The sequence below is a fragment of the Paenibacillus sp. FSL R7-0652 genome, from assembly GCF_038595045.1.
In the GTDB taxonomy this organism is placed as follows: Bacteria; Bacillota; Bacilli; order Paenibacillales; family Paenibacillaceae; genus Paenibacillus.
This window is the reverse complement of the sequence record NZ_CP152001.1, coordinates 4,149,531-4,163,874: the sequence shown is the minus strand read 5'-3', so window position 1 is coordinate 4,163,874 and position 14,344 is coordinate 4,149,531. Positions and strand designations below refer to the sequence as shown.

General features: G+C 48.4%; 18 protein-coding genes. 13 read left to right on the top strand and 5 right to left on the bottom strand.

All coding sequences use genetic code 11. The features are described 5' to 3' along the window. The first annotated feature begins 443 nt into the window (after window positions 1-443). Window positions 444-920: a hypothetical protein gene (locus MKY97_RS18480; protein WP_095290460.1), complete on the top strand. Its 477-nt coding sequence runs from the start codon at window positions 444-446 to the stop codon at window positions 918-920. Window positions 921-1,072: 152 nt separating this feature from the next. Here the strand turns inward: MKY97_RS18480 and MKY97_RS18475 are convergent, their stop codons facing one another. After that, the gene (locus MKY97_RS18475; protein ID WP_090922476.1) at window positions 1,073-1,672 is read right to left on the bottom strand and encodes a thymidine kinase; all 600 of its coding nucleotides are present in this window, start codon (window positions 1,670-1,672) and stop codon (window positions 1,073-1,075) included. Window positions 1,673-1,848: 176 nt separating this feature from the next. On the opposite strand from MKY97_RS18475, the gene MKY97_RS18470 reads away from it, so the two are divergent. After that, a complete protein-coding gene (locus MKY97_RS18470; RefSeq protein ID WP_342551778.1) occupies window positions 1,849-2,061 on the top strand; it encodes a hypothetical protein in 213 nt (70 codons plus the stop codon). Between the two features lie 21 nt (window positions 2,062-2,082). Here the strand turns inward: MKY97_RS18470 and MKY97_RS18465 are convergent, their stop codons facing one another. Next, window positions 2,083-2,430, bottom strand: coding sequence for a potassium channel family protein (locus MKY97_RS18465; RefSeq protein ID WP_342551777.1), 348 nt, complete (start codon window positions 2,428-2,430; stop codon window positions 2,083-2,085). Between the two features lie 48 nt (window positions 2,431-2,478). Continuing rightward, the gene (locus MKY97_RS18460) at window positions 2,479-2,790 is read right to left on the bottom strand and encodes a DUF2627 domain-containing protein (RefSeq protein WP_342551776.1); all 312 of its coding nucleotides are present in this window, start codon (window positions 2,788-2,790) and stop codon (window positions 2,479-2,481) included. A 311-nt stretch (window positions 2,791-3,101) separates the two neighbouring features. On the opposite strand from MKY97_RS18460, the gene lpdA reads away from it, so the two are divergent. From lpdA to lipB, 5 genes are all read left to right on the top strand, one after another. Continuing rightward, complete coding sequence (gene lpdA / locus MKY97_RS18455; RefSeq protein WP_342551775.1) at window positions 3,102-4,526, top strand: dihydrolipoyl dehydrogenase; 1,425 nt, start codon at window positions 3,102-3,104, stop codon at window positions 4,524-4,526. A 140-nt stretch (window positions 4,527-4,666) separates the two neighbouring features. Further along, window positions 4,667-5,695: a thiamine pyrophosphate-dependent dehydrogenase E1 component subunit alpha gene (locus MKY97_RS18450; RefSeq protein ID WP_342551774.1), complete on the top strand. Its 1,029-nt coding sequence runs from the start codon at window positions 4,667-4,669 to the stop codon at window positions 5,693-5,695. Window positions 5,696-5,697: 2 nt separating this feature from the next. After that, a complete protein-coding gene (locus MKY97_RS18445) occupies window positions 5,698-6,684 on the top strand; it encodes an alpha-ketoacid dehydrogenase subunit beta (protein ID WP_342551773.1) in 987 nt (328 codons plus the stop codon). A gap of 37 nt (window positions 6,685-6,721) precedes the next feature. Next, entirely contained in the window at window positions 6,722-8,194 is a 1,473-nt protein-coding gene (locus tag MKY97_RS18440) for a dihydrolipoamide acetyltransferase family protein (RefSeq protein ID WP_342551772.1), read from the top strand. Window positions 8,195-8,309: 115 nt separating this feature from the next. Beyond that, entirely contained in the window at window positions 8,310-9,017 is a 708-nt protein-coding gene (gene lipB / locus MKY97_RS18435; protein WP_342551771.1) for a lipoyl(octanoyl) transferase LipB, read from the top strand. A gap of 31 nt (window positions 9,018-9,048) precedes the next feature. On the opposite strand, the gene prli42 is transcribed toward lipB, so the two are convergent. Beyond that, window positions 9,049-9,150, bottom strand: coding sequence for a stressosome-associated protein Prli42 (gene prli42, locus MKY97_RS18430; RefSeq protein WP_342551770.1), 102 nt, complete (start codon window positions 9,148-9,150; stop codon window positions 9,049-9,051). A gap of 81 nt (window positions 9,151-9,231) precedes the next feature. Here prli42 and MKY97_RS18425 point away from each other — a divergent pair, with 81 nt between their 5' ends. Then, a complete protein-coding gene (locus MKY97_RS18425) occupies window positions 9,232-10,362 on the top strand; it encodes a tripeptidase T (protein ID WP_342551769.1) in 1,131 nt (376 codons plus the stop codon). A 115-nt stretch (window positions 10,363-10,477) separates the two neighbouring features. Here the strand turns inward: MKY97_RS18425 and mciZ are convergent, their stop codons facing one another. Beyond that, window positions 10,478-10,615: a Z-ring formation inhibitor MciZ gene (gene mciZ / locus MKY97_RS18420; protein ID WP_342551768.1), complete on the bottom strand. Its 138-nt coding sequence runs from the start codon at window positions 10,613-10,615 to the stop codon at window positions 10,478-10,480. 147 nt (window positions 10,616-10,762) lie between these two features. On the opposite strand from mciZ, the gene MKY97_RS18415 reads away from it, so the two are divergent. From MKY97_RS18415 to MKY97_RS18395, 5 genes are all read left to right on the top strand, one after another. After that, window positions 10,763-11,356 (top strand): NUDIX hydrolase, encoded by a 594-nt coding sequence (locus MKY97_RS18415; protein ID WP_342551767.1) that lies wholly within the window; start codon window positions 10,763-10,765, stop codon window positions 11,354-11,356. A gap of 2 nt (window positions 11,357-11,358) precedes the next feature. After that, a complete protein-coding gene (locus MKY97_RS18410) occupies window positions 11,359-12,567 on the top strand; it encodes an endonuclease Q family protein (RefSeq protein WP_342551766.1) in 1,209 nt (402 codons plus the stop codon). Window positions 12,568-12,720: 153 nt separating this feature from the next. Next, window positions 12,721-13,350, top strand: a complete 630-nt coding sequence (gene spoIIM, locus MKY97_RS18405) for a stage II sporulation protein M (protein ID WP_342551765.1) — start codon at window positions 12,721-12,723, stop codon at window positions 13,348-13,350. Window positions 13,351-13,457: 107 nt separating this feature from the next. Further along, the gene (locus MKY97_RS18400; RefSeq protein ID WP_090922447.1) at window positions 13,458-13,925 is read left to right on the top strand and encodes a Fur family transcriptional regulator; all 468 of its coding nucleotides are present in this window, start codon (window positions 13,458-13,460) and stop codon (window positions 13,923-13,925) included. A 160-nt stretch (window positions 13,926-14,085) separates the two neighbouring features. Further along, window positions 14,086-14,328: a DUF4227 family protein gene (locus MKY97_RS18395; RefSeq protein WP_342551764.1), complete on the top strand. Its 243-nt coding sequence runs from the start codon at window positions 14,086-14,088 to the stop codon at window positions 14,326-14,328. Window positions 14,329-14,344: the final 16 nt, after the last annotated feature.

The following is a 14,344-nucleotide window of genomic DNA, read 5'->3' as shown; positions in this document are numbered from 1 at the left end:
AAAACACTCAAAACGTCGAATAAAAATATGAGATGCACACGCACAACTTGGAATCGTATACATAACAGGTGGCACAATGGTTCAAGCCAAGGATTAAAAAACGACGACAAGGCAGGCGAACAGGAAACAGTGAAGCTAACATGAAATGACAGGGCTTCTTACGACGATTTTGACAGCAGTAAAGCGTAGTGAAGCTATCGGACTACACTCCTAATGAGGAGAGGAGGTACTACTGACCCATTTACAATAAGATGTATGAAGCATATTGCACGAGGCGACTTCAGAGGGAAATGTTACAGATGTATGCAGTTCTTGTAAGTCTTCGACAGCCAATAGAGGCATGTTCCCCATTTAATAAGAAGAAATGCGCTCAGAAACAACATTATTTTGATTTATGCGCGTTTTTGTAGTACATTAGCAAATGTATTCGAAGGAGGATTCTAATGTACTCAGGAAGACAAGACGATACTTTATACATCATGACCTACACCTTAAATAGCGGTATCAAGGGTACGGTTCCACTGTCTAATAAGCAGATTGTTGAGTGGCTCGATTGTTATAGAAATGAGAAGCGCTTTGTAACTGAAATCGGCAAAGAGTTTTTTGGATTAAACGCAGGCCTGGTTGCCGACTTTAAGGTTCAAAATCATCTGTCTGATTATCAGCAGACGATTATGCCTACACAGCAGCAGGATAACCTGGAACGTTTGTCCAGTGCTTATAAATCCACCGAGCTATTGATGAAGATTGATTGTAAATGCGGCACAGCTTACGTCACGGAATCTCCTTATAAACGTACCAAATGGTACTGCACGAAATGTAAAGAGATCGTATTCCTGGATGCAAAAAAAGGAATGGTAGAAACGTCACGTGGCGACGCATATTACATGACCAACAAATATTTTGTTTCCCGTGACTAGCGGGAAGTGATTGGAGAGCATCGCATACAGCGGTGCTTTTTTGTGCCTGTTTTATCAAAACCACTCGGCAGCACGCATGACATGTTTATGCATGTGATGTATAAATTGTTGTAATAAAAAAGCCCAATTGGGCTTTTATGCTAAGTGCTGCATCAGGACGGGCATTCCACTTTGTGCGGAGGAATAAAGCAGCAGCGGCAGCGGGGCTCATAAGCCTCCGAATCGCCAATCATGACGACTGGACCTAGAGTAACGGGTTCCCCGTTGACAATCCGCTGTGTAAAAGCAGCATCCGGGCTGCCGCAGACTGCGCAGAACGCGGATAGTTTCTCAATATCATCGGCCATAGCGAGCAGCCCTCCAATATATCCGAATTCTTTGCCGCGATAATCCATGTTCAGTCCATCAACAATCACATGTTTGCCGCAGTAGGCCAGTTCGGAGACAAGTTCCATAATCGCACTGCTGAAAAATTGAACTTCATCAAAGGCAACAACATCGGCATCTATGGTCTGATTCAGAATGGTCTCTACGGATTCCGGCGTTAACTGCCGGGGAATGGAATGGGCAGGAAGTCTATAACCAATCCGGCTCACGATCTCATCCTGAGCGAAACGATCATCCTCGGCTGGTTTGTAGGCAACGACCTTTTTACGGCCAAATTGAATAAGCTTCTGACAACGGCGAATAAGTTCACCGGATTTTTCGCTGAACATGGGTCCAGTAATTACAGTAATACGTCCAGTTTGCACGGTGCTGCTACTCCTCTCGCATACGGAATTCAAAAAAAGCGACCTTTACAGATTACCACATCTTCTTTGGAAAGAGCCAGAACTAATATGAACCGGTTTGTGTTACTATATGGATTGTTACGATGTTGGTTCCGAAATCCGAAATCAACGTAGTTATTGGAAAAGAGGTGTAACGAATGAACGAAGCATTAACCTCACTGAAGCAGCGTTATGAAGAACTGAATAAACAGGGCAGACTGGATGAGGCCGCTCAGACTTTATTTACGGAGCTGATGTCGGAGGCTGAACGGCTGCAGGCGAGCAACCTGACGCTGCGCAGAACGATTCTAAAGTCCTCCTCCAAGGAGTCCCGTATGTCTACCAAACTGCGAGACGCTTTATATGAGTGAAAATGGAAAATGATGCGGAAATTACTCCGCGTCTTCTTCTGTTTTTAATCTGCGGGGGAACAGAATACCTGCGGTTATTCTTGCAATCATGGCAAAGGTAAGGCCAATGCCCGCGAACATGTAGATCACAGTAAAAGCTTTGCCGAATCCGGTCGAGGGTACAAAATCGGGATGTCCTACGGTCGTTAGAGTAACGGCACAGAAATACAGGGCATCAATCCAGTGAAGTCCTTCCACGCGTGTGTAAAATAGGGTGCCTGAGAGCAGGGTTGCAGCAGTTAATACGAATAAAGCCACAAATTTCGGGTCCTTGAACGCATGAAAAATGCCTTTGAGCAGACGTTTTAAGGTCAGTAAAAAGGAAACCATCGTAATCCATCCTGTCTTTGTTAAATGTGAAAATAAAAAAGCCCGGAATTATAAACTGCTTCCGGGTGTTTCAACCTGTTCGGGCTGTTTTTTCGAGCGAAAACGGGGGCCTACATAATTGCGTTTACGGTCACGAAACAGAATCCAGCCGCCCAGAAAACTCATGCCTGCAGCAAAAAGAAGAAGTCCTCCCAGGAACGATAGCCACTGGAAGCCGGGAGCAATCAGGTCGTTTCCATGCTCAGCGTAATACAGAAATAGGGCATCTTTCATCATAAGAAACCCCTTCATGGCCATTAAGCCAGGGATGACGAGTACAATAATCGCGAGAAACCGCGCAAAGACTATCTTTGTATTCATAGCATTATACCCTTTCTGTCAAATAGACATAAGTTAAAGGTTACGCTTACAGAGAATTCCTGCCTATATCATAGCTTGGAATGCACGGACTGTCCATGCGGGAATGGTCAAATTTTGAGTTGACTGCCCAAGGAGAGTACAATGTGATATAGGGAGCATGCAATGAATCAAGATATCAACATCATTTTATTGTTATTTATATAAGCTGAACTATTTTTCTACACGTCAGAGCTGCTGGAGTGGACTGTGTAAAATCACTTTAGGTCAAATGATATCTTTCAAAAAATTGAGTATATAGAGGAGAAATAGAGATGCCAATACCATGTGATGTTGCCATACTGGGCGGAGGAACGGGAGGATATGTTGCTGCCATTCGTGCCGCGCAGCTGGGGAAAAAGGTCGTTATTATCGAGAAGGACAAGCTGGGCGGAACCTGCCTTCACCGGGGCTGTATTCCAAGCAAGGCACTGCTGAAGAGTGCTGAAATGTACGCCGAAATCCTGGATAGCGAGAGCTACGGTATTGAGACCACTGGAGCAGCGCTGGTATTTCCAAAGGTGCAGGCACGCAAGGATGCCATTGTGGACCAGCTGCATAAGGGTGTCCAGTATTTGATGCAAAAAAATAAAATCGAGGTTGTACACGCCAAGGGACGTGTAATCGGGCCCTCTATCTTCTCCCCGCAAAGCGGTGCGGTGGCTGTGGAGTTTGAGGATGGCGAGATGGATACTGTCGTTCCAACGAACCTGATTATTGCTACTGGCTCACGTCCGCGCATGCTGCCAGGTCTTGAGCCGGATGGAAGATATATTATGAGCAGTGACGAAGCGCTGCGCATGGATGAGCTGCCTGGCTCGATCCTCATTGTAGGCGGCGGCGTGATCGGACTGGAATGGGCCTCGATGCTGAATGATTTTGGCGTGGTTGTGACGGTAATTGAGGCGGCAGACCATGTGCTGCCCGCAGAGGATGAGGACGTGGCCAAGGAAATGCAGCGTTTGCTGGGCAAACGGGGAGTGCGTTTCCTGACGGGTGCCAAACTGATCACGGACAGCTATCGCACCGAGGATCAGAGCGTTCACATCGATGTGCAGCTTGCAGGAGACAACCTGGAAACGCTGACTGCTGACAAGATGCTTGTGTCTATCGGACGTCAAGCTAACGTCGAAAATATCGGGCTTGAGAATACAGATATCAAAGTAGAGCGGGGCTATATTACGGTTAACAAATACTTGCAGACTGGAGAAGGACATATCTATGCGATTGGTGACTGCATCGGCGGGCTGCAGCTTGCACATGCCGCAAGTCACGAAGGCATACTTGCGGTGAATCATCTCGCTGGCGAGAGTGTGCATCCGGTAGAAACACATCGTATTCCGCGGTGCGTATATACACGTCCGGAAGCCGCAAGCATTGGTTTCACCGAGAAGGAAGCCAGAGAACGCGGATACGAAATCAAAACCGGCAAATTTCCGTTCCAAGCGATAGGTAAATCTCTAATTCACGGAAGCCGGGACGGGTTCGTGAAGGTGATTGCTGACAACAAAACGAATGATATATTGGGGGTACATATGATTGGCACCCATGTTACGGAACTGATTGCGGAAGCTTCATTGGCCCAGATGCTGGATGCCACGCCATGGGAGGTTGGACAAACCATTCATCCGCACCCTTCGTTGTCGGAAATTATGGGTGAAGCCATGCTGGCCGTGGACGGAAAAGCGATTGGAATGTAAGCCCGGACAAGATGGTGAGAAAGGTCCTTTCCTTTTTTGGGCAAAAAGGATTATAATAAGGTTAAGCCAAGTCTTAGTACCAGGTTATAAGATCGGGTAGTAATACTTGCAAAGGCTCTGATTAAAAGGAGGTACCTCATATGAGTTCACAAGGTACTGCAGATGCGGTTCATCGACATCAACAGCTGGGACTTAGCGATGGAGAAGTTTTAGATATGTATAAATACATGCTGCTTGCACGCAAGTTTGACGAGCGCTGCCTGCTTCTGCAGCGAGCTGGCAAAATCAACTTTCACGTATCCGGTGTAGGTCAGGAGGCTGCTCAAGTTGGTGCGGCTTTTGGTCTGGATCGAGAACACGATTATTATTTACCTTATTACCGCGATTACGGTTTCGTTATGGCCGTAGGCATGACCCCGCGTGAGCTGATGCTGTCTGCATTTGCGAAGGCGGAAGACCCGAACAGCGGCGGACGGCAGATGCCAGGACACTTTGGACACAAAAAGCTGCGCATCGTTACAGGCTCCAGTCCGGTTACCACACAGGTTCCTCATGCGGTAGGCTTTGCCCTTGCTGCCAAAATGCAGAAGAAAAAGTTTGTTTCTTTTGTTACATTCGGTGAAGGTTCGAGCAACCAGGGTGATTTCCATGAAGGAGCTAACTTTGCAGGTGTACACAAGCTGCCTGTCATTATCATGTGTGAGAACAACCAATATGCCATTTCCGTTCCTGTTCATAAGCAGCTGAGCGGCAAGATTTCTGATCGTGCACTGGGATATGGTTTTCCGGGACTGCGCGTAGATGGTAATGATGCACTTGAGGTATATGCGGCAGTGAAGGAAGCGCGTCAGCGTGCGATCGCAGGTGAAGGGCCAACATTGATCGAAGCGATGATGTACCGTTTGTCACCTCACTCCACTTCGGACAATGATCTGGCCTATCGGACCAAAGAAGAAGTTGAGGAGAACTGGAAGAAAGACGGCGTGCTTCGGATGAAAAATTATTTGATTGAATGCGGCATCTGGGATGAAGCCCGGGATGCGGATCTGGCTTCCCAGCTTGCGCTGGAAATGAAGGAAGCAACTGAATACGCAGACAATGCGCCATATCCGAAACCTGAGGATACGCTGACGCATGTCTATGCGGACAGCGAAGAAGGGGGACGGTAATCATGGCTATGATGGAATATATTGATGCTATCCGTCTCGCAATGAAAGAAGAGATGGAGCGCGATGAGAATGTATTTGTTCTAGGCGAGGACGTCGGTGTAAAAGGCGGCGTGTTCACCACAACCAAAGGGCTGCAGGATCAGTTTGGCGAGATGCGCGTCATGGATACGCCATTGTCTGAATCTGCAATTGCTGGTGTGGCCATCGGTGCAGCGATGTACGGCATGAAGCCGATTGCGGAAATGCAGTATTCGGATTTTATGCTGCCCGCCACGAATCAGATTATTAGTGAAGCAGCTAAAATTCGCTACCGCTCTAACAATGACTGGAGCTGTCCGATCGTAATCCGTGCGCCAATCGGCGGCGGCATTTTTGGCGGACTGTATCACTCCCAATGTCCGGAATCCATTTTCTTTGGTACACCAGGACTCAAAATTATTGCTCCTTACTCGGCGTATGACGCCAAAGGACTGCTCAAAGCGGCTGTGCGCGATCCTGACCCTGTCCTCTTTTTTGAAAATAAAAAGTGTTACAAGCTGATTAAGGAAGATGTGCCTGAGGATGACTATATCGTTCCCATCGGTAAGGCGAACGTGCTTCGTGAAGGAGCCGATATTACGGTGATCGGGTACAGTCAACCGCTGCATTTTGTCATGCAGGCCGCTGAGGAGTTGGAACGTGAAGAGGGCATCACAGCACATGTACTGGATCTGCGTACACTGCAGCCGCTCGATCGTGAAGCGATTATTGCTTCCGCCCGGTTAACAGGTAAGGTGCTGATTGTACACGAAGATAACAAAACGGGTGGTGTGGGCGCAGAGGTTGCCGCAATCATCAGCGAGGAATGTTTGTTTGATCTGGACGCGCCTATTCAGCGTCTGTGCGGCCCTGATGTACCAGCGATGCCAATCAGCCCGACGATGGAGAAATTTTACATGCTGAGCAAGGATAAAGCCAAAACAGCCATGCGCGAACTTGCCGAGTATTAATAGATGAAGAAAGATTAAAGTTTGGAGTGATAAATCAATGGCTGAACGTATGAAATGGATCGAGGTCATTATGCCGCAGCTCGCGGAATCCCTGGTCTCGGCTACCATAGGCAAATGGTTGAAAAAACCGGGTGACCGTGTGGAACAGTACGAGCCAATCTGTGAAGTCATCACGGATAAAGTGAACGCCGAAATTCCATCTACGGTAGATGGGATTATGGGTGACCTTTTGGTCGAAGAGGGTACCACAATTGCTGTAGGTGAAGCAATCTGCCGCATGCAGGTCGCTGCTTCGGATGAGGATACAGCTGAACAAATAACATCTGCTGCTGGTCAGGGGGAGCAAGTAGAGCAAACCCAGGTACGGCATAACGCAGGTCAATCTCCTGCTGCAGTTTCAAACAACGCTGCATATGATCCGAATCAGCCGATGCGCCATCGGTATTCCCCGGCAGTGCAGTCTTTGGCAGCAGAACATGGACTGAATCTGCAGCATATTCAGGGCACGGGTGCGGGCGGGCGAATTACGCGTAAAGACGTCCTCGCCTTTGCTGGACAGGGTGTTCAGGCGGCGAATGCATCAGCAGAGTCTGTACAGACCTCTCCGGTAAATCGTCAGGCAGCCCAGTCTGCATCATCTTCTCCGTTCAGTGGAATCAGTCGCGATTCAGGTGTTGCTTCGGGTTCTAATGGCACAGCGGGACAGACGGTTCCTGCATCCGATGTGGGAGTTCCCGTGCGTCATTCCGGAATCCACCTGACGGAAAGCCCGAAAATTCCGCAGATCGAAGTGGAAGGCGGCGGCCAGGGAAGATCAGAGTATTTTATCGATGTTACTCCTGTGCGTAATGCAATTGCACGAAATATGCGTCAAAGTGTATCCGAAATCCCTCACGCATGGACGATGATTGAAGTGGACGTCACCAATCTCGTTATGCTGCGCAACAAGTTGAAGGATGAGTTCAAACGGAAAGAAGGCATTAACCTGACCTATCTTTCATTTATGATGAAGGGTGTCGTCAATGCGATCAAAGATTACCCGATCATGAACTCCGTATGGGCGGTCGACAAAATTATCGTGAAGCGGGATATCAATCTGTCCATGGCTGTAGGTACGGAGGATTCCGTGCTTACACCGGTAATCAAGCACGCGGATCAGCGTAATATCGCAGGTCTCGCTCGTGAGATTGATGACCTGGCCCGCAAAACCCGTGAAGGCACGCTGAAGCTGGATCATATGCAGGGCGGTACGTTTACGGTAAACAACACGGGTTCATTTGGTTCCATCCTGTCTCAGCCGATTATCAACTACCCACAGGCGGCGATCCTTACATTTGAATCCATTGTGAAAAAACCGGTTGTCATTAACGATATGATCGCAGTGCGTTCTATGGCTAACCTGTGCTTGTCTCTCGATCACCGGATTCTGGATGGTGTGATCTGCGGACGGTTTTTACAGCGGGTTAAAGAGAATCTGGAAGGGTACAACATGGAAACGAAAGTGTATTAAGTTTATGATAGAATGACGGGAAAGTGTATGTGCCTTGGGCCGTGCACTTTTCTGGCTGTCTAGAGACTGACGTAACTTCATATATTAAACCATGGGCAGAAGGATGTGGGGAAACATGGGCAAACCGCTGAATGTGGCATACATACCGATGCTGGATTATGAGGCGGCATGGAATCTTCAGAAATCAATTGTGCAGCAGCTGGACGAAGGTGAAGGTCCCGAACGGATGCTCCTGCTGCAGCATCCCCCAACCTATACGATTGGATCACAGAATCATCCGGAGCATCTGCTTTGGAGTGAAGAAGAGCTGAAAGCACAGGGAATTTCTTTGTTTCAAATTGACCGAGGCGGTGATATTACTTATCATGGGCCGGGTCAACTGGTGGGTTATCCTTTATTGGTGCTTGGCCGGGATGAAGAACTCGATCTTCATGGATATCTGCGCAAGCTGGAACAGGTAATCATGGATTATCTTGCCGATCAGGGCGTGGAATCCGGCCGTAAAGAGGGATACACAGGTGTGTGGATTGGTGATCTGAAGATTGCTGCCATTGGCATCAAATTTAACCGGTGCAGGCATCGACGTGGTTTTGTGACGAGTCACGGGTTTGCGTTTAACATTACTTCTGGCATTCAGCTTGCGGGATTTCGAGGTATTGTTCCGTGCGGAATTGAACAGTATGGTGTGACATCTCTGGAAGATATCACGGGGAAGTCATACGCAGTTGAGCAGGTTGCCCGGGATATTGTGCCTTATTTTCAGCGTATATTCTCGTACGATCTGATATGGGTTGCTGAAAAAGAAGCCCTCCAGCGTCTGTAGACAGAGCGTCCGTAAGGCTTCAGGTTAGTGACTATCCAAACAGCAGCGGTTCCAGCGCGATGAAAATAGTGGAGCCAATCATAGCGGCCAGCATGAGATAGATCACAATTTTGAACCATTTCTTATTTTGCATGAAGAGAGAACTCCTTTCAGACCTTTTGAACAAGCCATAGTACCTGTATTGTACCGTATCTACGATAGGGAGGAAAGTCTAATGATTAATGAACAGCGTGTAATTCAGCAGTTTATGGAACTGGTACAGATTGATAGTGAGACGAAAAATGAACAGAATATATCCAAGGTATTAAAAGAACAATTCGAGGGTCTTGGTCTTCGCGTCTACGAGGACGATACGATGAACGAGACCGGGCATGGCGCGGGCAATCTGGTCGTTACGATGGATGCCGCAGGCGTGGAAGGGGCCGAGCCGATGTTCTTCACATGTCACATGGACACGGTAACCCCTGGACAGGGGATCAAACCGGAGCTGGGCGAGGATGGATGGATTCGCAGTGATGGTACAACGATTCTTGGAGCGGATGACAAGGCGGGGATTGCGGCATTGTTTGAAGCCATCCGTGTCATTCAGGAGAACAGCATTCCGCATGGCAAAATCCAGTTTGTGATTACAGTCGGTGAAGAATCCGGCCTTGTTGGTGCTCGCGCTATGAATCCGAAGGATATCGATGCTGCCTTTGGATATGCGCTGGATTCCAACGGAGCAGTGGGAACAATCTGCGTGGCTGCCCCGGCAAGAGCTGAGATTCAGATGAAAATTTATGGCAAGTCAGCCCATGCCGGTGTGAATCCGGAAGATGGAATCAGTGCAATCCAGGTTGCGGCCAAAGCGATTGCAGCGATGAAGCTTGGACGTATTGATCATGAAACGACAGCGAATATTGGAAAGTTCCAAGGCGGCTCTGCGCTGAACGTTGTATGTGACTTCGTCCAGATTGATGCAGAGGCTCGCAGTATTGTGCAGGAGAAGATTGAGGAGCAGATTGCTCAAATGCGTGAAGCGCTGGAGACAACATGCCGCAAATACGGTGCAACAGCAGAGTTCCGCAGTGAAATTAAGTATCCTGCATTTGGCTTCCATGACGACCATGAGGTTGTGCAGCTTGCACAGCGGGCGATCCGCGGCCTTGGTCTGGAAACAAACACGTTTGCTTCCGGCGGCGGCAGTGATGCCAACATTTTTAACGGTTTCGGCATTCCTACGGTGAATCTGGCTGTGGGGTATGAAAATATTCACACAACCAAAGAACGCATTCGCGCGGCCGACATAGTGAAACTGTCTCAAGTGGTGATCGCAATTGTACAGGAAACGGCAAAAGACAAATAAGCGATCGGAATAATTGACCGTATATTAGATGTTGTAACCGCAGCTTTGGCTGAAAAAGAACAGGAAGTCCGAATTCGGTGCAGACCGGGTTCGGACTTTTTGAACAACGGTGGGACTAGCTCTTGCGCCCAGCCAGCATGTCGACCAGTTTCGTTTCGGGACCCCATTCACGCATCCACTGTCTAAGAATAAGCTGTACTTGTCTGGCTTGTCCGACCACATGTGCCGATTCAGGTGTGAGATAACTTTTCAATCGGTGAGTCCCCCTTGTTTCTCGCAGTACGCGTAAGACTTGTACAAACGATAAAATTCTTATAGGCTCACCATATGCCTGAAATCACTACATTATACATTTCAGTTCGATTGAACCCATCACAAAGGAAACGGAGTTGAACTACACATGAAATCCCAAACATCTGCTTCATCCATTTACGCCCCGCAGCCGGCAAACCCCAAGCTGGATGAGGTGACTGTGTCCACCAAACCGATCTTTGAAGGAAAAGTGATCTCGCTCCAAGTTGACACCGTTAAGCTCCCGAACGGACAAACGGCGACCCGGGAGATCATCAAACATCCAGGAGCAGTAGCCGTACTGGCCTTGAAGGGAGATCGCATGCTGGTTGTGGATCAATACCGTCAGGCGATGGGACGTACGGAAGTGGAAATTCCTGCGGGCAAGCTTGACCCGGGCGAGCAGCCAGAGGTGGCAGCGGCACGTGAACTGAAAGAAGAAACGGGATATGCAGCTAAATCACTGCGCCATCTGCGGTCTTTTTACACTTCACCAGGTTTTGCTGATGAAATCATCCACCTTTACATTGCCGAAGAACTGGAAGCGGGAGATATGGCACTGGATGAAGACGAGTTTCTTGAAGTATCCGAAATTACGCTGGATGAAGCATACAAGCTGATGGACGAGAATCGGATTAGTGATGCCAAAACGATGATGGCTGTATATGCGTGGGATATTTACAGAACGACAGGACGGTTTTAATCATGCAAAATCAGGAGGGAACAGCGGCATTGTGGGAGCCCTGTTATACGGATCTGCATATCCATATCGGGCGCACCTCCCGTGGTGAGGCGGTTAAGATCAGCGGCAGTCGCGATCTGACTTTCGAGAATATTGCCCGCGAGGCATCTGCTCGTAAAGGGATTCATCTGCTGGGTGTTATCGACTGCCATTCCCCGGTGGTGCAGAGGGATATTGAAGAACTGCTGGAGAACGGTACGATGTCTGAAGTTGAAGGTGGAGGCATAGCGTATCAGGACACAACCATTCTGCTGGGCACAGAGATCGAGCTGCGTGAACCCGAAATGCGAGAATTTCACATGCTCGCCTACTTCCGGGATCTGAGTACAATGAAATCTTTTACAGCCTGGATGAAGAAGTATATGAAAAATGTAAACCTCAGTTCCCAGCGGGTATACGTACCGGCTCTTGAGATGCAGGCGGAGATCAAGGCGCGCGGCGGTCTGATTATACCCGCTCATGTATTTACGCCGCATAAAGGCATTTATGGCAGCACAGCGCCGCGTATGGCAGATGTTCTGGATACGAGCCTTATCGATGCCGCCGAGCTGGGGTTAAGCTCGGATTCCTCTATGGCGAGTTACATTCGCGAAATGGATCGGATGCCTTTTGTGACCAACTCGGATGCGCATTCTCTTGGGAAAATCGGAAGGGAATATAATGAACTGCAGATTGCAGCCCCTTCCTTTGACGAATTCCGGATGGCGCTGCGTAGAGAAGAAGGAAGATACATTGCGGCCAATTATGGCTTGAATCCAAGACTCGGCAAGTATCACCGGACATATTGTGCAGCCTGCGGCAGCGTTATGGATGAACAGGATTTATCTGCAGAGCGGTGTCCGCTTTGCGGCAGTCAGAAGCTGGTTCAAGGGGTGCTGGATCGTATTCTGGCGATTGCAGACCGGGAACAACCGGAGCTCCCTGCTGATAGGCCGCCTTATCATTATCAGGTTCCACTGGAATTCATTCCTGGGCTGGGCAGAGCCAAGCTGCGTCAGCTGCTGGATCGGTTTGGTACAGAGATGGCTGTGCTGCACCGTACAGATGAAGACCAGTTGGCCGAAGTGGTTGGACCGGTACTGGCTGAGCTGATTGTTGCCGCTCGGAATGGGCAGCTGGCGTTGTCCTCAGGTGGTGGAGGGACGTATGGCAAGGTTACAGCGAAAGAGTAATACAGGTTCTAACGAGTGGTTCGCATTGGGGAAATAACAATTAGGACAAGAGGTCATACGAGCGAGTCCCGGTTCATATGCTGAATTATAAGGATGTTCAAGTTTATAATAACTCCTTGCATCAGGATAACCGGAAAGGGGACTCGTACCTGTATGCGTTCTTCCTATTTTACGTTTAAAGGCCAAACCTCGTTATATGTATTCGTAGCTGTCTTGTTTCTGGTCGGTGTGATCTTCGGCGCATTGATGGTCAATGCCTTGTCTCTGGAACAGCGGCAGGATCTTGAAGGATATTTGGGTAACTTTTTTATGACGGTTCAGCATAGTTCCCAAGGCGTCGAAAGCACAGCCTATTGGGATATCGCTATGCTGCATCTGAAATGGGTCGGGCTGATCTTTATTCTCGGTTTGTCTGTTGTAGGTTTACCCGGCATACTTGTGCTGGATTTTCTGAAAGGTGTACTGATCGGCTTTACAGTGGGTTACCTTGTTGGGCAGTACTCGTGGAAAGGGCTGCTGTTTGCACTTGTATCCGTAGCTCCGCATAATTTGTTCGTCATTCCGATTCTGCTGATCTGCAGTGTGGCTGCAATGACGTTCTCGTTATATATCATTCGTAATCGCGTTTTGATGCACCGTGCACCAGGTAGGCAGAGACCCTTTGCTTCCTATATTATTTTAACAGTGGTTATGGCTGTACTGCTGCTCGGCGTAGCATCTTTTGAGACCTGGGTTACCCCCGCAATGATGCGTTGGGTCACACCCATGCTGCTTCCTGTCTAGCTTGCACTGGATGCCCTAAAATGTTGACTTTGATATTGAACTCCCCCTATAATGAAAAGAGTGGGTTAAGTTGCAGTGTGCAGTGATTTCCTAGGGGGAGGGAGAAAATGGAAGCACGGATCGATAAAATTAAGCAGCAACTACAGTCCCAAGGATATAAATTAACGCCCCAGCGGGAAGCCACCGTAAGAGTACTTTTAGAGAATGAAGAAGATCATCTGAGTGCAGAGGATGTTTTCATGCTCGTTAAAGAAAAGGCTCCCGAAATCGGTCTGGCAACCGTGTACCGTACCCTCGAACTGCTGAGTGAGCTGCATGTTGTAGAGAAAATCAACTTCGGCGACGGTGTAGCGCGTTATGATCTACGCGGAGATACATCCAAGCATCACCATCATCACTTAATCTGCGTACAGTGCGGAAGTATGGATGAAATTCGTGAGGACTGGCTTGGTCCGCTTGAAGAACGACTGGAGCGGGAATTTAACTTTTCGGTAGTAGATCACCGACTGGACTTTCATGGAATTTGTTATCGTTGTAAAGCTAAAAATGAACAAAAGCCCAAAGATGAAGAATAACATAGCCTATCTTCAAGCTCTCACCGGCGGTTTTGACGGGGGAGCTTTTTTGGTCCCGCACCCCGTGTGAGGTTCGAACGGGCATGGCATATTCCCGAGTTCACGGACATACCCTGTTTCAAGGACTATACTGGACTTGAATAGGGAAGGGGACATTCCAATGATTATATCTGTGCGGAGAGGGCTCCGTTTTATACGATTTATTGTATTCTTTGCCGGTTTGGTATATCTGTTCTATCACGTACTGGATCTGTTTAACGGCTGGATCTCACCCGTGGATCAGTATCAAATGCCAACCGGCAATGCGGTTAAAGTATTTCAGGAAACGGATTGGCCAGGCATTGGAGAAGCACGTCCTACGATGACGGAGCGTCTTCGTCTCTTCTATTGGTACGGAGAATAGCTGCCATTATGGCATT